At 72.0% G+C, this 16,947-nt stretch carries 15 protein-coding genes; 7 read left to right on the top strand and 8 right to left on the bottom strand.

The genetic code is table 11. The annotated features are described in order from the left end of the window. Nucleotides 1-81: 81 nt before the first annotated feature. Entirely contained in the window at nt 82-1,896 is a 1,815-nt protein-coding gene (recQ, locus tag DQW85_RS15250; protein WP_113700966.1) for a DNA helicase RecQ, read from the top strand. A gap of 849 nt (nt 1,897-2,745) precedes the next feature. After that, nucleotides 2,746-3,000 (top strand): hypothetical protein, encoded by a 255-nt coding sequence (locus tag DQW85_RS15245; protein WP_113700965.1) that lies wholly within the window; start codon nt 2,746-2,748, stop codon nt 2,998-3,000. A gap of 891 nt (nt 3,001-3,891) precedes the next feature. On the opposite strand, the gene DQW85_RS15235 is transcribed toward DQW85_RS15245, so the two are convergent. Then, the gene (locus DQW85_RS15235) at nt 3,892-4,608 is read right to left on the bottom strand and encodes a TIGR03086 family metal-binding protein (RefSeq protein ID WP_205315147.1); all 717 of its coding nucleotides are present in this window, start codon (nt 4,606-4,608) and stop codon (nt 3,892-3,894) included. Nucleotides 4,609-4,700: 92 nt separating this feature from the next. Between DQW85_RS15235 and DQW85_RS44500 the strand changes: the two genes are divergently transcribed. Further along, nucleotides 4,701-4,847 carry a hypothetical protein gene (locus DQW85_RS44500; protein WP_162795010.1) on the top strand — a complete coding sequence of 49 codons (147 nt, stop codon included), beginning with the start codon at nt 4,701-4,703 and terminating at the stop codon, nt 4,845-4,847. A gap of 389 nt (nt 4,848-5,236) precedes the next feature. Here the strand turns inward: DQW85_RS44500 and DQW85_RS15230 are convergent, their stop codons facing one another. The 3 genes from DQW85_RS15230 to DQW85_RS48210 all read right to left on the bottom strand — a co-directional run bounded on the left by DQW85_RS15230 (nt 5,237) and on the right by DQW85_RS48210 (nt 6,966). Continuing rightward, on the bottom strand, nt 5,237-5,557 hold the full coding sequence (locus DQW85_RS15230) for a helix-turn-helix domain-containing protein (protein ID WP_113700963.1): 321 nt from the start codon (nt 5,555-5,557) through the stop codon (nt 5,237-5,239). Beyond that, nucleotides 5,554-5,913, bottom strand: coding sequence for a type II toxin-antitoxin system RelE/ParE family toxin (locus DQW85_RS15225; RefSeq protein WP_205315146.1), 360 nt, complete (start codon nt 5,911-5,913; stop codon nt 5,554-5,556). The genes DQW85_RS15230 and DQW85_RS15225 overlap by 4 nt, the downstream gene beginning before the upstream one ends. Nucleotides 5,914-6,312: 399 nt before the next feature. Continuing rightward, the gene (locus DQW85_RS48210; protein WP_113700962.1) at nt 6,313-6,966 is read right to left on the bottom strand and encodes an RHS repeat-associated core domain-containing protein; all 654 of its coding nucleotides are present in this window, start codon (nt 6,964-6,966) and stop codon (nt 6,313-6,315) included. 469 nt (nt 6,967-7,435) lie between these two features. Here DQW85_RS48210 and DQW85_RS15215 point away from each other — a divergent pair, with 469 nt between their 5' ends. The 3 genes from DQW85_RS15215 (at nt 7,436) to DQW85_RS15205 (ending at nt 9,560) form a co-directional block, all read left to right on the top strand. Next, nucleotides 7,436-8,413 (top strand): hydroxyacid dehydrogenase, encoded by a 978-nt coding sequence (locus DQW85_RS15215; RefSeq protein ID WP_205315145.1) that lies wholly within the window; start codon nt 7,436-7,438, stop codon nt 8,411-8,413. A gap of 134 nt (nt 8,414-8,547) precedes the next feature. Continuing rightward, the gene (locus DQW85_RS15210; RefSeq protein WP_113700960.1) at nt 8,548-8,991 is read left to right on the top strand and encodes a hypothetical protein; all 444 of its coding nucleotides are present in this window, start codon (nt 8,548-8,550) and stop codon (nt 8,989-8,991) included. 119 nt (nt 8,992-9,110) lie between these two features. Beyond that, nucleotides 9,111-9,560, top strand: coding sequence for an SRPBCC family protein (locus DQW85_RS15205; RefSeq protein ID WP_113700959.1), 450 nt, complete (start codon nt 9,111-9,113; stop codon nt 9,558-9,560). 10 nt (nt 9,561-9,570) lie between these two features. Here DQW85_RS15205 and DQW85_RS15200 read toward each other — a convergent pair whose 3' ends face one another. The 3 genes from DQW85_RS15200 to DQW85_RS15190 all read right to left on the bottom strand — a co-directional run bounded on the left by DQW85_RS15200 (nt 9,571) and on the right by DQW85_RS15190 (nt 13,850). After that, nucleotides 9,571-12,924 (bottom strand): AfsR/SARP family transcriptional regulator, encoded by a 3,354-nt coding sequence (locus DQW85_RS15200; RefSeq protein WP_113700958.1) that lies wholly within the window; start codon nt 12,922-12,924, stop codon nt 9,571-9,573. Nucleotides 12,925-12,992: 68 nt separating this feature from the next. Further along, a complete protein-coding gene (locus DQW85_RS15195; RefSeq protein ID WP_113700957.1) occupies nt 12,993-13,349 on the bottom strand; it encodes a nucleotide pyrophosphohydrolase in 357 nt (118 codons plus the stop codon). Nucleotides 13,350-13,394: 45 nt separating this feature from the next. Next, nucleotides 13,395-13,850, bottom strand: a complete 456-nt coding sequence (locus tag DQW85_RS15190; RefSeq protein ID WP_113700956.1) for a DUF6789 family protein — start codon at nt 13,848-13,850, stop codon at nt 13,395-13,397. Nucleotides 13,851-13,940: 90 nt separating this feature from the next. On the opposite strand from DQW85_RS15190, the gene DQW85_RS47635 reads away from it, so the two are divergent. After that, complete coding sequence (locus DQW85_RS47635) at nt 13,941-15,851, top strand: serine/threonine-protein kinase (RefSeq protein ID WP_205315144.1); 1,911 nt, start codon at nt 13,941-13,943, stop codon at nt 15,849-15,851. A gap of 30 nt (nt 15,852-15,881) precedes the next feature. On the opposite strand, the gene DQW85_RS15180 is transcribed toward DQW85_RS47635, so the two are convergent. Continuing rightward, nucleotides 15,882-16,947: lantibiotic dehydratase (locus DQW85_RS15180; protein ID WP_205315143.1), on the bottom strand; the 1,066-nt coding region annotated here is incomplete at its 5' end.

The following is a 16,947-nucleotide window of genomic DNA, read 5'->3' as shown; positions in this document are numbered from 1 at the left end:
TTTTCATTCCCGGCCAAGGATCCGGGATCGCCGTGGGCGAACCCGGCCCCCCACACCCCCACGATCACGTAAGGTAGCCGCATGGATACCCCCATCGAGGTCCTGCGCCGGGTGTTCGGTTACGACTCCTTCAGGCCGGCCCAGCAGGAGATCATCGAGCATGTCGTCGCGGGCGGCGACGCGCTCGTGCTCATGCCGACCGGCGGCGGCAAGTCGCTGTGTTACCAGATCCCCGCGCTGGTGCGCGCCGGGACCGGGGTGGTGGTCTCGCCGCTGATCGCGCTGATGCAGGACCAGGTCGACGCGCTGACGGCGCTCGGCGTGCGTGCGGGGTTCCTCAACTCGACGCAGGGCTTCGACGAACGGCAGGCGGTCGAGGCCGCGTTCCTGGCGGGCGAGCTCGACCTGCTCTATCTGGCGCCCGAGCGGCTGCGCGTGGAGGCGACCCTGCGGCTGCTGGCCAAGGGCGAGATCTCGCTCTTCGCCATCGACGAGGCGCACTGCGTGTCCCAGTGGGGCCACGACTTCCGCCCCGACTACCTCACCCTGTCGGGGCTGCACGAGCGCTGGCCCGAGGTGCCGCGCATCGCGCTGACCGCGACCGCCACCCCGGCCACGCGCGCCGAGATCTCCTCCCGGCTCGGCCTCGACCAGGCCCGTCACTTCGTCGCCGGCTTCGACCGGCCCAACATCCACTATCGCATCGCATCCAAGAGCGAGCCCAAGCGGCAGCTGCTGGAGTTCCTGCGCACGGAGCATCCGGGCGAGGCGGGCATCGTCTACTGCCTGTCGAGATCCTCGGTGGAGAGGATCGCGGCCTTCCTGGTCGACAACGGCATCGACGCCGTTCCCTACCACGCGGGCCTCGACGCCCCGACCCGGGCGGCGCACCAGGCGCGTTTCCTGCGCGAGGACGGGCTGATCGTGGTCGCCACCATCGCGTTCGGCATGGGCATCGACAAGCCCGACGTGCGGTTCGTGGCCCACCTCGACCTGCCCAAGTCAGTCGAGGGCTACTACCAGGAGACCGGCCGGGCCGGGCGCGACGGCCTGCCTGCCACCGCCTGGATGGCCTACGGCCTGCAGGACGTGGTGCAGCACCGGCGGCTCGCCCTGGACGGCGACGAGGCCCACCGGCGGCGGCAGGTCCTCCACCTCGACGCGATGCTCGCCCTGTGCGAGACCGCCGACTGCCGCCGCGTCATGCTGCTCGACTACTTCGGCCAGCGGCAGACCGACCCGTGCGGCAACTGCGACACCTGCCAGACGCCGCCCGAGTCGTGGGACGGCAAGGTCCCGGCCCAGAAGCTCCTGTCCACCGTGTGGCGGCTCGACCGCGAGCGCCGCCAGCGGTTCGGGGTGGGTCACCTCGTCGACATCCTGCTCGGCAAGAAGACAGCCAAGGTGCTGCAGCACGGCCACGACTCGCTGACGGTGTTCGGCGTGGGCAGCGAGCTGGGCAACACCGAGTGGCACGGCGTGGCGCGCCAGCTCCTCGCCCAAGGACTCCTGTCCGTCGAGCCCAACCACGGCACGCTCCTGCTCACCGACGCCAGCGCCGAGGTGCTCCGCGGTCAACGCGAGGTCCGCCTCCGCCGCGACCCCCAGCGCCAGGCCCGCGCCAAGACGGCCTCCGCAAGCAACGGCGCGAGCGCCCGTCCCGTGGTGGAGCTCCCGGAGGAGGCCGCCCCGCTCTTCGAACGCCTACGCGCCTGGCGCGCGGCCACGGCCAAGGAGCAGGGCGTGCCCGCCTACGTCATCTTCCACGACTCCACCCTCAGAGAGATCGCCACACTGTCACCCACATCGCTGGCCGAGCTGAGCAAGATCAACGGCGTGGGCGACAACAAGCTCGCCAAATACGGCGACCAGGTCCTGGAAACCCTCGCCTCCTGACCCACCACTTCAAGCACCCACCAGGAGGGCAGGACATGCGTCGCGTACGCCCAGCACCTTGACGGCCCCGCGCGCACCGCACCCTGACGGCTCTACGCACTTGACGGCCCCGCGCGCACCGCACCTTGACGGCTGTACGCACCTTGGCGCCCCGACGGCCCGTAGGCACACCACCTTGGCGGGGCCTGTACGCACCACGCCTTGGCGGCCCCGTACCCACATTGCCTGCCACGCCGTTCGGGCCCCAGCACCTCTCTGTCCTGCAAGTCAGTCTGTCCTGCAAGCCCGGAACCAAGGGTGCCCGCGCCGCTGGCGACGCCTGAGATCCGCAGGCCCGAGAAGGAGGTGCCACCCTGGTCGCGCCCAGCACCACTCTGCCCCGCGAGCCCCGGGCCGACCCAAAGACTGCACGCACGCCTGAGATCCGCAGGCCCTGAAGGCGGCACCGGCCGGCCACGCGGCCTTCGAGGACCCCGACCTGGACCACGAGGCCACGCGAGGAGGGGGCGACCGGCTCAGAGGGTGGCGACGGCCGCACGAAGAACGGTCGTCGCCACCCGCGCTGCCCACTCCGATAACGGGCGGTCAGCTTCAATTCCACATTAGCCGGATATGACCCCCAGCCGGGCATCCACATGCGGCACGACCCCAGCGCGTACGGCCCGTCCGCTGGAACGCAGGCCGGGACACGACCACACACCGCGAAGAACGACTTGGCGACGAACCGATCAGGGACTCGCCGATCATCGCTCGTGGATTGGCAAAGCCCCGCGTGGCGCTCGCGTGAGCCTCCCCAATGGATACGTACAGTGACAAAGCCATATCACTTCGTGATTACAGGGGGGAATCATGAAAAGCCTCATCGCCATCGGCGGCACTCTGCTCGCCGCCGGGGCACTCGCCGGAGCTGCGGCCGGCCCGGCCTCGGCCACCAGCCTTCGCTGCAGCGCGAGCGCCAGCACGTCGTCGTCCTGGCAGAGCACCGAGAACGGCGAGACCAAATCAGGGACGCACGGCACCAACAAGTGCGACGGAGTCTTGAGCAACTGGCAGCCCGGCTGGTGGGACCAGATCCTGAGCAGCCTGGACGAGGACGACGACTGACAAGCTTCGGCTCCCGGATCCCGGCCTCCGGCCACGCCCCCGGCCGGTTTCGCCGCTCTCCACACTGGTCCGAGGTCCCGAACGCGGGGCCTCGGACCAGTCCCGCGCTTCAGGGCCAAGCATTCATGCCATGTTGGGACGCCGGGCGCTCGCGAGGTGGATGGCTACTTGACCACCCGTCCCGTCGTCTTCTGGCCATCCAGAGGCACGGCCAGGCAGTAAGAGGTCCTGTAGCGGGGCCAGTCGTCCGGTCCCGGCCCGAGTCCCCAGAGACCGATCACATCCCTTTTCGACTCCTTGATGCGCATTCTGGGAAAGCACCCGTTCTCCATGAGCCGAGTCATGTCCGATCCTGGCCACGGCCCCTCCGGGAGGACGTACGTGGTGGCGAACTCAGCCGAGTGTGGCACATGGCAGGGGACAACGGTCACCATGAAGGTCTGGGGCAAGGGCTCGATGCAGTCGCCGGGCCGTAGCTCGGTGGCATGGAACTGTTGCACGCCGGGGGTTGCGCTGTGCGGGGGCGTCCGCGGGGGCGACGCGGGTGTCGGCTCGGCGGTCGCGGACGGGGCCGGCGGGGCAGGTTCATCGGCGCAGGCGGCGAGCGGGATGAGCAGACAGAACGCCACCAGTGATGCACGGACCATGACGTACGAGTGTGGCACCTCAAGATCACCTTGGGGTCGCGATCTTTCCACCATCTGCCCGCGGGTTGCGCCGACGCCGGCGTCCAGGCGGTCTCGTCGCGGACGCCTGACAGAGGCCCGGACATGAGTGAGGACGTCGCAGGTCACGAGTACGGTGCCGCCAACTGGTGGCCGGCCACCTCCGCTACGAGCGCCGAGGGAGGCCTGCGTACGCCTCGTTGAGCCCGGCTTCAGCAGGAAGCGTTCACCAAGGTTGCGGGCGGGGCCAGGCCGGGTTGCGGCCGAGGAAAGCCAGCAGCCGGTCCTGTGCCGGCGATCGCGACGGCAGGTCGACCGGCACGGCGAACCGCTCCGGCCGGTCGTCGTCACTGACCAGCAGGTTGGCCACGGCAAGCAGCTCGGCCGCCATCGAGGGTGGGATGGGATGGGGCCGGCCGCACGCTTGAGCGAGGTCCCAGGCGTGCACGGTGACCTCGACGGCGCCGACGGCCGTCACCATCGCCCCCGCCATCTGACAGCCGCCGACGTTCACCGTGTGATCGCGTAAGGTCCCGGCCCACGCGCCGAGCGTCATGGCCGCCCGGTCCCGCAACACCAGAACGGGATCGCCCCCGCCACAGCCACCTCCCGGAGCCAGGTCCACGTGCCCCAGTTCGGCCGCCTCGTGTAACGCGGCGAAGGAGTCATCCAGGTGCGCCAGCAGGTTCCCCACGTCCCACTCCCCACATGGCGTGGCCCGATACAGGTCGTCACGCGTGACGTGGATCAGGCTTCCCAGCGCGTACCCGATGGCCCGCTCCAGCAGGCCCACCCCGTTCTCCATCTGCGCCCCTCCCGTCGCCTCGCCTCCGAACGGCGTCCGGCACGCCGCCTGAGGTAGCTCCTCGCGTGCTGCATCCTCGCCCATGTCCACCTCCTCCTGTACTGACGAGGCGGCAAGGAAGGACTCATCGGCCGTCACCCAGGTTTCTCCTCCGGACTCCTCCACCCCGGCCATCGGCGAATCGTCCCTGGCTCCGCATCACAGGTTCGGGCTGGCGTAGCCTCGGTGCCATGGAGCCGGACTTCGGCCGCCACGAATGGGACGACCGGGGCAGAGTACGCACGGTCATAGCCGGGTGCGTGATCGCCGCGGCGATCGGGGCCATCGTCTGGCTCGTCATCTCAGGCGTGATCGTGTTCTTCGCCATGCGGTCGTAAACATCCAGCGGCCTGCGAGACACCGTCCCGGCATTCCGAAACCTACAGTCCTGCAAATCCGGACAAGGTCCCCACTATGTCCACCGCGGACCGCAAGTGCGTTAGCTCGGCTCCATCGAAGTCGATCTCCGGCTGCTCAGTGAGTGGCCTATATGCAGGCTTCCGGAGCCACTTCGGGAGTGATCGTGGACTCTCGGCTGACCGCCGCCAACATCGCTGATGTGACCATGGCGCCCAGCCTGCTGGCCCAGGCCGGCGGGTGGCCGGCCTGGCCGACCCCTGCCTACGCGCCGCGTTGGTTCAGCAGTTGCAGGACATCAGGGGCACGGTGTGATCAGGTCGGGGGCCGGGTTGCTGATCCTGAACGTGATGAGATGGTCGCGGCCTGGTTAGGCGACACGTTGCCAGGTGTCGCCGAAGTCGGCGATGACCTTCAACTCCCCGCCCAGGGCGCGGATGTACAGGCCGAGGGTGGCCAACTCGGCGATGGAGCCGTTCTCGATGGCCGAGACGCGCTGCTGGGACACCCCCATGGTCTGGGCCACCTCGGATTGGGTCAGCCCGACCTTCTTGCGCATGTCGGCCAGGAACTCTCCGCGCACCTGAGCGACGCGGCGCTCGCGCGCCTCGGCCACCGCCTGGCGGTCGTCGGGGTGAACGAACTCAGCGAGGAACTCCTCACGGGAGTAGGAGTGAAACTCGGTGCTCATGGCAACTCCTTCAGATACGCCTCATACCACTGCTCCGCCAATGGGATGGCGTGGCGGTACCACTGGTTCCATTGCCCGGACTTGTCGCCCGCGATCAGCAGGACCGCGTTGCGCAGGGGATCGAAGACGAACAAGATCCGTACTTCGCTGGCTCCACTGGATCCGGGCCGCAGCTCCTTGAGGTTGTGCACCTGGGAGCCGCTGATTCGATCCACCAAGGGGCGTCCCAGGACCGGCCCTTCGTCCAGGAGTCGGTCGATGGCCTCGGCGACCAGTCTGCGCGTTACCGGATCGCCGGTGCGCAGCTCGTGGAGCCAGTCGCGCACCTGGGTGGTCAACACCAGTCGATAGGCCATTCACCCCTCCTCGCACAACAATCTTATTGTACTCCGAGGAGGTGGGGAAGCACGCATTCCCTCACCACCCCGCCCACTTCCTCCCCTGCCCCGGATAACTGCCCAGATCGGCGACTCGCGCCCGGGTTCGGTCAAGGGTGACGCGTAGCGGCATCGGCGAAGCCGACGCCGTAGGCGCCCTTAGCTCCGCCTCCAACGCGACGCCATCGAACGCATGTCAGGAGCCCCCGGCGACGGCTCCGAACAGTAGCCGTCAGAAAACGATCACGACCTCCGCAGCCGTCAACCGAGGTTCGACGCCCCGTTCAAGAGATCGGGCCGCCTTGCACCGGACGGCCGCGCACGTTTGTGCTGTAGCGATTTCTAGACGAAGCGGTTCGCCTCGGCGTTACGGGATTTTTATTGGTTCCGACCTTCGTTTGTGGTCCTCGCCTGCCGATCGTGTTGTCGAGGGGTCGACGCTGCGCGGGAACCTGGACTCTCGTACGGTGCCGGAGGTCCAACAGGTGCGCCCGCGCCACCACGGGAACCCAGGTGAATGGTAACCCCACCATCTGGCCGTGGTTGATGCCCCGATGGGTCGGTTCTGGTCGGCGGGCCGCCGTTTGCATAGGTGTAACGGTTGGCCTGGATGGAGGGGGTCGGAGAAAGCGTCCAAGTGTCTCGGGAGATGAAAGTGCCGGTGCCGGGTTGGTACCAGCGGGCGTGCATGTTGACGTCGCCGGTGTCGGGGTCGGTGTATTCGCTCTGGTAGCCGAGTGAGGATTTGACTCCGGTCTGGGTCAGGGCTTCGCCGAACGGGTTGTAGGCGGTGGAGCTGGCGAGGGCGGTGCCGGAAAAGGTGCCTATGAGGTCGTCGTGGATGTCGGTGAGGGCGCCTGCCGCAGGGTTCGCACCTTCCTGGACGCTGAGCAGGCCCGCCTGAGGGATCACGGCCCTGGACGGCGCCGCCCTTGTCGGTGATGGCGATGATGTCGTTGTCCAGGCCGGCGTAGAGGAATCGTTGTTCGCCGTTTCGATCTTGGCGGGTGGCCATGCGGTCGAAGGCGTCATAGGTGACGGTTCGCGCCGGAGAGCTTGGTCAGCAGGTTGCGGTCGTTGTACTCAGCGTCTGACCGCTCGCCGAGGTGACTCGGCCGGCCAGGTCGTACCCGTACGTCTTGTCGTCGGCGACGATGCCGGCGCCTGATCCGCTGATCTTGGTGATCCGGTTGAGCTGGTCGAACTGCCGGTCGAGCCGGACACCGCCCGGCTGGATGAGAGCGGTCTCGTCGCCCGCGACATCGTACGCATGCGTCCAGGTCCGATCGCCCGGGGCGGGCTCACGATCTGTCCCCGCCCCCTCGCCTGGCCATCGCCCGGCGAGGAACGTGGCGTGAGGCCGGGGGCGCGGGGTGGTGATGATCGCCGCCCCGCTGTCCCATGCGAGCAGGGAAAGCGCGGGCCGGGAAGGCGCTTTCCCGGGTGGTCGGCTGGCGAGGTTATGATCCCCGGGACAGGTACCTCCTCCGGAAGGATCACGGTGCTCAACGCGGCCTTCGTCCTCGACCTCGACGTCTTCGACGACGTGTACGGCGGGCCACGCGAGCGGCTGAAGCGCACCGCCAGGGTCGTCTACGGGCCCGTGGCCCGGCCCGAGCTCGGCCGGATGGGCGAGGTGGAGGTGCTCTGCTCCAGCTGGGGCGGTCCGGTGCTGGATGAGGCGCTGCTCGACGCGGCGCCCCGGCTGAAGCTGGTGCTCCACGCGGCCGGTACGGTGCGGAAGATCGTGACGCCCGAGTTCTGGGAGCGCGGCATCCCCCTGGTGTCCGCCTTCCGGGCGAACGCGGTGCCCGTGGCCGACTTCACCGTCGCGCAGATCGTGTACGCGCTGAAGCGGGGCTGGTGGCATGTGCTGCGCGCCAGGGAGGGGTGGGCGCCGGCCGAGCGCGTGGCCGGGGCGGGAACGTATGGTTCGCGGGTCGGCCTGCTGTCACTGGGTGCGATCGGGCGGCTCGTCGCGAGCAGGCTGCGGCCTCTGGACGTCGAGGTGGTGGCGTACGACCCGTTCACCGAGCCGGGCGCTGCGGAGGAGCTGGGGGTGCGGCCGGTCGGGATCGAGGAGGTGTTCGCGACGTGCGACGTGGTGAGCGTGCACACCCCGCTGCTGCCGGAGACCCGGGGGCTCGTCGGCCGTGACCTGCTGGCCGCCATGCGGGAGGGCGCGACGCTGGTCAACACCTCGCGCGGGGCCGTGATCGACGAACCCGCCCTGGTGGAGGTGCTGGCGGAGCGGCCCGACCTGTTCGCGGTGCTCGACGTGACCGACCCCGAGCCGCCGGTGGCCGGGTCGCCGCTGTTCGCGCTGCCGAACGTGATCGTGACCCCGCACATCGCCGGTAGCCTTGGTCCGGAGCGGGCCCGGCTGGGCGACCTGGTGGTGGACGAGCTCGAACGTTTCGCCTCGGGGGAGCCGCTGCGCCACGCGCTCACGAGGGAGTCCGCCGAACGCCTCGCCTGAATGGGCAGCGGCTCGTCCGAGCGGACGGGCAGCGAGCGGCTTGACTGAACGTACGCGTGGATACGGCTGTCTCTGGACGTGGACCGCCCGTAGGATCGTTGCGGCCGCGAACCGTGTTCGTTTGACGGAGCATCATGATCCCCTACCGCCCCCGCACGACCCGCTCCCTCGGCCTGACACGGGTCCGAGGTTGGAACGTCAAGGTCATCGGCATCACGGCCGAAGGGTCGCTGCCCGACGACTTCGAGGTGGAAGGCGCTCTGCGGGCCGCCGAGCTGGAGCTGCCCGGGCGGGACGGCATCGCGTTCGTGGTCGTGCACCGCGGCACCGAGGCCCTCTGGGCGAACATCTGCTGGTGGCAGGCCGACATCCTCTACCACCGGCTGTGGCGGGCCGACCTCGGCACCACCGACCTGCGGAAGGTGCCGTCCGACGGGCCGACGGCGTGCGTGTGGGAGCTGCTGGCCATCGACCACGAGCGGCGCGCCTGGATCCGGCACGTGCTGGCCCGCCCCCATGACCCCGACTTCATCGGCTACCTCGCCGCGGACCCCATCGTCGAGGTCGAGGCGGCCTGAACTCCTCGTGCTGATCACGAGCGTACGGAACCCGGATCTTAAGAACGAGTGAAGGTGAGCGTAAGGTCCGGGCGGCATGGTGAGACACGTCAGGCAGGCGACGAGACGGAGGCACCACGATGACCGACACCGCTGAGTACGAGATCACGCTGGTCTTCGACGCTCCCCGCGATGTGGTGTTCGCGGCGTGGACGGAGCCGGAGCATCTGTCGCGCTGGTTCGGGCCGCGCGCCATGGCCACCCCGGAGGAGCGGATCGCCATGGACGTCCGCCCGGGCGGGGCCTGGCACGTGACGCTGGTCGGCGAGGACGGCTCCGAGGCTCCGCTGGGTGGCGTCTACCGCGAGGTGGCGGGGCCGGGCCGGCTCGTGTTCACGACCGGCGACCCTGACCGCCCCGGTGACGGGCCCGCCTCGGTGGTGACCGTGGTGCTGGAGGAGGCGGGCGGCTGCACGCGGATGGTGTTCCACCAGGACGGCGTCAACACCGACGAGGCGCATGCCGAGCAGGCCAGGGCGGGCTGGATCGAGTTCTTCGACCGGCTGGCGGTGCTGGTGGCGCGATCCTGAGCGATGCCGCTCAGGCCAGGTCCGCGGCGTCGTCCAGCTTGAGCCTGCGGCCCCGCTCGTGCGCGGCGGCGAACGCCTCCTCGCCGAGCGCCTCGCGGGCGTACGCGGAGGCGCGGTCGATCTCGGCCTGCTCGGACGGGCCGGCGGGCGTCTGGTTGGCCTGCCGGACCCCGGCGGCCAGGCCGAGCAGCCGAGCGGCCCGCTCGTGGGAGCCCGCCGGAACGACCCGGGCTTCCGCTGAGGGGAGCTCGACACCCGCTGAGGCGAGCTCGGCACCTGCCGGGCCTGCGGAGGTGTCGCCGGGGGGCAGGTCCGGGGAGGTGAGGGCGGCGGCCAGGCCCTCGACCGCCGCCGCGGCCGTGCGCGGGTCGCCGATCTTCTGCGCGGCGACGAGCGCCTCCAGTTGCAGGTTTACGGCCGCCGCCGGGTCGCCGCGGCGCTCCCGGAGGTGGCCGAGCTCGATGAGGGTGCTGGGCAGGTGCAGGGGTGGCTCGGCGCCGGGATGGCGCGGGACCCCGTCGAGCAGATGGAGGATGTGGGTCTCGGCCAGCTCGAACCGGCCCGCCCGGCGCGCGGCGAAGGCCAGCCCCATCTCGGCCATGACCTGGCCCTCCCGGAAGCCCTGCCCGGTGGCCAGCCGCAGCGCGCTGCCGCACAGCTCCATGGCGCGCTCGTACCGCCCGCTCTGCAGGGCCATCCAGCCGAGCCAGGCGGTGCGCCGGGCGGCCTCCGGCCAGAGCCCGAGCTCTTCGGCCAGGCGCAGGCCGTCCTCGAACAGCCGCGTCGCGCGCTCGACGTCGCTCGCGATCTCGGCCAGCCCGGCGAGCCACTGCGTGGCCTGCAGCTGCCCCCACCGGTCGCCGAGCCGCCGGAAGATCCGCGTGCTCTCCTCGGCGTCACGTTCGAGGGCGACCAGGTCGCGCTGTGTGAAGTGGTCGCGGGCGCGCATGCTCAGCGCCGCGGCGACGCCCCATTCGTCGCCGATTGACCGGAACGTCGCCAGGGCGCCGCTCACCAGCTCCTGCGCCACCGGAACGTCGGAGACGGCCATCCCCAGGAACAGCTCGGCCCTGGCCCGCTCCCCCGGATCCTCCAGTGTGGAGGTGTCCCAGCCGGCGTCGTCTCCGAGCACCAGCGCGAACCCCGCCCGCCAAGCCGCCGCCCTGGCCCGCCCGGGAGCCTGCTCGGGAATCTGCCTAGGAGCCTGCCCGGGAGCCTGCCCGGGAACCTGCCCGTCGACGGCCAGTGCGGCGTCCAGCGAGCGCCGGGCCTCGGCCGGCCTGCCACGCAGGAACCAGTACCAGGCCAGCGCGTTGACCAGCCGCAGCGCGATCGCCGCGTCGCCCTCGCGGACCGCCGTGTCGAGCGCCGCCCGCAGGTTGGCGGCCTCGGCGTCCAGGCGGGCGAGCCACTCGCCCTGTTCGGGGCCGTACAGGGCGGGCTCCGCCTGTACGGCCAGGGCCAGGTAGTGGCGGGCGTGCGCCCGGCGTACCGGCTCCAGCTCGCCCGCGTCGGACAGGCGGTCGAGGCAGTAGGCGGCGACCGACTCCAGCAGCCGGTAGCGGACGCCCGCGGCCCCCTCGAGCGCGACGACCAGCGAGCGGTCGACGAGCCGTGCCAGGAGGTCGAGCACGTCCGCCCCCTCGGGCCCCTCCGGCGCCAGAACCCGTCCGATGTCCGGCTGCTCGACGGCCTCTGTGGAGCAGACCGCCTCGGCGGACTCCAGCGTGCAGCCGTCGGCGTGTACGGCCAGGCGGCGCAGGACGACGCGTTCGGGCTCGGTGAGCAGGTCCCAGCTCCAGTCGATCACGGCCGTGAGCGTCCGCTGGCGGGCGGGGACGCCGCGCGGCCCGGCGGCAAGCAGCCGGAACCGGTCGTCGAGCCGCGCCACCACCCCCTGCACCCCGAGCGCACGCACGCGGGTCGCCGCCAGTTCCAGGGCGAGCGGGATCCCGTCGAGCCTGCGGCAGAGCTGGGCGACCGCTCCGGCGTTGCCCGCGTCGAGGGTGAACCCCCGCGTGGAGGCGGCTGCGCGGGTCACGAACAGCCGCACCGCGTCGGAGCGCTCCACCGCGTCGAGGTCGGTGCCGCCGGGCAGGTCGAGCGGCGGGACCGTCCACAGCACCTCGCCGGGAACGGCCAGCGGCTCGCGGCTGGTGGCCAGCACGCGCAGCCCGGGCGCGGCACGCAGGAGCCGCTCCACCAGCTCGGCCGCCTGCTCGACGACGTGCTCGCAGTTGTCCAGCACCAGCAGTGACCGGCCGGCGCGCAGCGCCTCGGCCAGCCGTTCGGCCGGGGCCGTGGGCTCGGCGCCCTCGCGGATGTCGAGGGCCGCCATGACGGCCTCCGCCACCGAGCCGGTGTCCCGGTCGAGCGAAGCCAGCTCGACCAGCCAAACGCCGTCGGCGTACGCGCCGGGCGCCGTGCCCGCCAGCTGGGCGGCCGCCTCCAGGGCGAGGCGCGTCTTGCCGACGCCGCCGCTGCCGGTGAGCGTCACGAGCCTGCCGTCCTCCAGCAGCGCGCGAACCTCGGCCAGCTCGCCGTCGCGCCCGATCAGCTCGCTGAGGGACGCGGGCAGGTTGGTGCGGAGGCGTTCGGGGACGACCGGGGCGGGGTTCAGCGCGGCATCCTGCCCCAGGATCGCCTGGTGCAGCTCCGCCAGCTCGGGTCCGGGATCCAGGCCGAGCTCGTCGGCTAGCCGTTCCCGGATGTCGGCGTATCCGGCCAGGGCCTCGCTCTGCCGTCCCGCGCGGTAGAGAGCCAGCATGTGGGCGGCCCTCAGGCGCTCCCTGAGGGGGTGGCGGGCCACCAGGTCACCCAGCTCGGCGGCGAGCAGGCCGTGCTCGCCCAGTTCGAGCCGCGTCTCGGCGTGGTGTTCCAAGGTGGCCAGCCGCTGCTCCTCCAGCCGGACGATCGCGGTCCTGGCGAACTCCTCGTCGGCGAGGTCGGCGAGCGCCGGGCCGCGCCACAGACCGAGTGCCTCCGACAGCAGCGCCGCGCGGGCCCGGGGGCTCTGCGCCGTCTCGGCCCGCGCCACCAGCTCGCCGAACCTCACGGCGTCCACCGCGCCTGCCCCCGCATGCAGCAGGTAGCCGGGGGCGCGCGAGACGACGAGGTGCCTGCCGCCGGGCTCGGCCTCCTCCAGGGCGCGGCGGAGCTGGGAGACGCGTACGTGGAGCGCGCCCGCTGGGTTGCCGGGCGGCTCGGCGTTCCACAGGTCGTCCACCAGCCGGTCGGCCGACACCACGCGGCCCTCGTGGAGCAGCAGGTCGGCGAGGAGGGCCCGCACCTTCAGGCCGGGGATCGTGACGGACTCCCCGGCCTCGGTCCAGACGGCCAGCGGGCCGAGCACCCCGAAGCGCATGCGGATCACCCTATGCGCGGCCTTGAGCGTACGAGAAGAGGACCTGAAGGAGCACACGACGCACAGCGTCAGGGAGCCAGCGGCGGCGCCTTCCTCGCCGACCCCCGGTAGAGGTCGCGGTCGTAGCGGCGCTCGCCCTCGTCGAGCTTGGAGCCCGCCGCCTCCAGCAGGTCGACCCCGAGGACGTCGGCCAGGCGCACCAGGTAGACCGTCACGTCACCGAGCTCGGACCGCACCCTGGCGAGGGTCTCGGGGTCGAGGTCGCCCGACTCTTCAGGGGTGAGCCACTGCAGCTCGGCCACCAGCTCGCCGACCTCTCCGGCGAGGGCCATCGTGAGGTTCTTCGGCGTGTGGAACTGCTCCCAGTCCCTGGCCCGGGCGAACTCTCGCACTCGTACGGCCAGGCGCTCCAACTCGGTGCTCACGTGGGCACACCCTATCCCGCCGCCCGCGCCGGGGGGCGGGCGTCCTCAGCGGCGCCTGTCCAGGCGATTCAGTGCGCAGGCCAGCGCCGCCCCGTACACGACGTGCCCCAGGGCCATCACGACCTGGCGGCCCGGCCGGTCACGGTGGATAGGCGGGAGCGTGGCGACCTTGGGCACCCATCCGGCGTAGCTGGCCAGCCAGATCGCCAGCCCGTACGCGATGCCGAGCGGCACCCGGGCACGGAGGCGGCCGGTGAGCGGCCCGAACAGCGCACCGGCCCCCGCGCCGAAGGCGAAGTGGCTGATTGCGGCCAGCACGCCCTCGCCCGGCTTGCGCCGATGGGCTTGGCCCGGCAGCAGCGAACGGACGATGCGCTTGGGCGGCTGGTCCCTCATGAGCCCGGCCCGCTCGCCCGCCACCATGAGCCCGCTCATCGCCGCGGTGGCCAGGACGCCTCCGGCGGCGCCCTTCACCGCCAAGTTGACGACGTTTCCCCTCATGGCGGTCCGCCTGCCCGTGAGGGCCAGGGGGAAACCACCGGGGCGTGAACCTGCGGCCGTGGACAAGGCACACGCGCTACGCTTCCGCGGGTGTCGGAAATATCCGTACCCGGGTACGAAATCCGGGGAATTCTCGGGCAGGGCGGCTTCGGGGTCGTCTACCTCGCGCTGCAGTCGGCCGTGGGCAGGGAGGTGGCGCTCAAGGTGGACAACCGGGTGCTGCTGTCCGAGCGTGACAGGCGCCGCTTCCTCCGCGAGGTCACCGCGGCGGGCGCGCTCTCCGGCCATCCGCACGTGGTCCCCGTGTACGACGCCGGAGTCCTCCCGGACGGCAGGCCGTACATGGTGCTGGAGCTCTGCCCCGGCGGGTCGCTCGCCAGGCGGCGGCTCGGCCCGGCGGAGGCCCGCGACACCGGCGTCAGGATCGCCGACGCGCTGGCCGCCGCGCACGCCCAGGGGGTGCTGCACCGCGACGTCAAGCCGGGCAACATCCTGGTCAACCGCTACGGCCAGGTGGCGCTGTCGGACTTCGGGCTGGCCACGATGCCCGCCTCGGGGCCCGACGCCTCGGTCACCCGCGAGTCGCTGACGCCCGCGTACGCGCCGCCCGAGGCGTTCGAGCTGGCCGAGCCGTCGCCGGCCGGAGACGTCTACGCGCTGGCCGCCACGATCTACACGCTCTTGTCGGGCCGCCCGCCCCGCTTCCCCGAGAACGGCGTGCCCAACCTGGCCATGGTGCTGGCGCTGCACCGGCTGCCCGTGCCGGATCTGCCCGGCGTACCTCCGGAGCTCTCCGCGGTGCTGCGCCGGGCGCTCGCCTCCGACCCGCGCGAGCGCACCCCGGACGCCGCCACCCTCCGTGACGAGCTCGCCGCCGTCCCCCTCGCCGCGCACCAGCCCGGCACCGCAGCCCCCTACTCGCCGTCCGCCTCTCACCCCTCGCAGCCGTTACGGCCGGCCGGTGCGCACCCGTCGCACGGCCCTCACCCGTCGCACGGCCCTTACCCTTCGCCTTACCCTTCGCAGCCGGGACCGCCCTCCGGCGCCGTCCCCTCGCAGCCGGGACCCCCGTTCCCCTCGCACCCGATGCGTCCGGAGCACCCACAGAACCTGGACACGCCGTCCTGGGCGGACGGGGCTGGACAGGCGGGCGCATCGGCACAGGCAGGTGGACCGGCACAGGCAGGTGGACCGGCACAGGCGGGTGGAACCGCGCCGGTGGACGGGGCGGTGTGGGCGGACTCGCCGGCGTGGGCGAACGGGGCGACGCAGGCCGGGGGGCCGTTGCGGGCGGACGTCCAGGAGCCGGTGGGGCGGCGGGCGGGCCGTGACCCGCGGGAGCTCGACACCGAGCAGCCCGCGCGGCGTGGTGGCTCAAGAACCCTGGCCGTGATCGTGATGGCCGTGGTGGCGCTGGCCGCGGCCGCCGTGGGCGTGGTCGTCTACGACCGCTTCAACCCCACCATCGGCCAGCCCTTCGCGGACGCCGGCACCGGCGGGCCGGCCGGGGATGCGACCGCGCGCCGGGCCGACGGCTCTCCCAAGACCGGGCAGCCGAAGACGGCCAAGCTGGGCGGTGTCGAGACCTACACCCAGAACTGCCCGGCGGCCAGGGTGGCCGGCGCGGCCTGTGTGAAGGAGTCCGAGTGCTGGGGCGGGCTCGTCATCATCGCCGGCGACACGACGGCCCGGCGGGTCGGCTGCGAGGAGACCCACGCCTGGGAGACCTTCGCCATCGCGCCGCTCCCCGCCGACTCCGTCACCTTCGACCAGCACGACCTGGCCAAGCATCCCAAGGTGAAGAAGGTGTGCTCCACGCCGGTGCTGCTCGCCTCCAGGAACGCCGCCGGCCGGCGCATCGTGGGGCGCAAGTGGACGTCGGAGGTCATGCCGCCGTCTTCGGCGCAGTTCGCGGCGGGCATTCGCGTGTTCCGGTGTGTCGGCGGGCTGGAGGCCAGGCAGGTGTCGCGGCCCCTGTTCCACCGCCGGGGCGTCTCGTGACGGCGCCACGCGTGAAACGGCCGTCCTCGGCTACCCGGGGGCGCCCGGCACCTCCAGCACGTACTCGGTGACGCGGCGGCCGTGGGAGCCGTACGAGGGGGCGTCGGCCGGGTCGGGCAGCGCCTCCTCCAGCACCACGTGGCCGTCGCGGCGGGCGGCGGCGCGGGCCAGCGAGAGCAGCAGGAGGTGGTTCTCGACGTCCACGTACAGCGGCCTGCGCTCCCCGCCCGGCCCGGCCGTGCCGAAGCGGGCGAAGAAGCGCCGCGGTATGCCGTGCCGCCTCAGCCATCGGGCCGTACGGAGCACGAACGCGGCGTCGCTCTCGCCGTCGGCCGGGATCGGCAGCTCGGCGGCGACCATCCGCCAGCCGGCCCGGGCGAGCACCACCCGGCCCACCCGCAGCCTGGGCCGCGCCAGCACCACCTCGGCCGCCGCCCCGCCGAACCCCCAGGGGGACGGCATGGCGGCGGGGGGCTCGCCGAACACGCGGACCAGGAACGACCAGGCCGGAGGGAGCGACCGGTCGCCGGTCATCCCCAGGTGGGCGGGGACCACCGGCGCGCCGTCCCGGTCGATGAGGAGCAGGCGCAGGCTGCCGGGGTCGTAGGAGACGCGCAGCCCGGTCAGCGCCGGTCCCGGCCGGTCCGTGACGGTGAACGGGTAGTCGACCGGGGTGGCGGAGGCGGGGCGCAGGTTGAGGTGGTCGCCGAAACTGCCCAGGCACTCGACCACCGGCGGCCGGGCCTCCTCGGTGTGCGGGGTGTCGTCGGCCGGTACGGCGACGCCCTCCCGGGCCAGGAGGTAGCGCGTCCTGCCGTTCCCCCGCCCGTAACCGGTGGTCACGGCGTTGAGCACGAACTCCGGCCCGGGCATCAGATGGCCGTAGCAGGTGATGGAGCCGGGTGGGCGGACGAACGCGGGCCAGGAGGCCGCCATCTTGTCCACCACGTCGGGGTCGGGCGCGACCACCCCGTGGCCGTCCAGCGGCCCCCCGTACAGGACGTCCCAGGTCTCCCGGCGCAGCCCGGCGAGCTGGCGCGCGGCCGGGCTGTCCGGGGCGGCGCCGCGGTCGAGGAGGGCGCGCAGCCCGGGTGAC

The organism is Nonomuraea lactucae (assembly GCF_003313395.1).
Taxonomy (GTDB): domain Bacteria; phylum Actinomycetota; class Actinomycetes; order Streptosporangiales; family Streptosporangiaceae; genus Nonomuraea; species Nonomuraea lactucae.
This window is presented reverse-complemented; position numbering and strand designations above follow the sequence as displayed.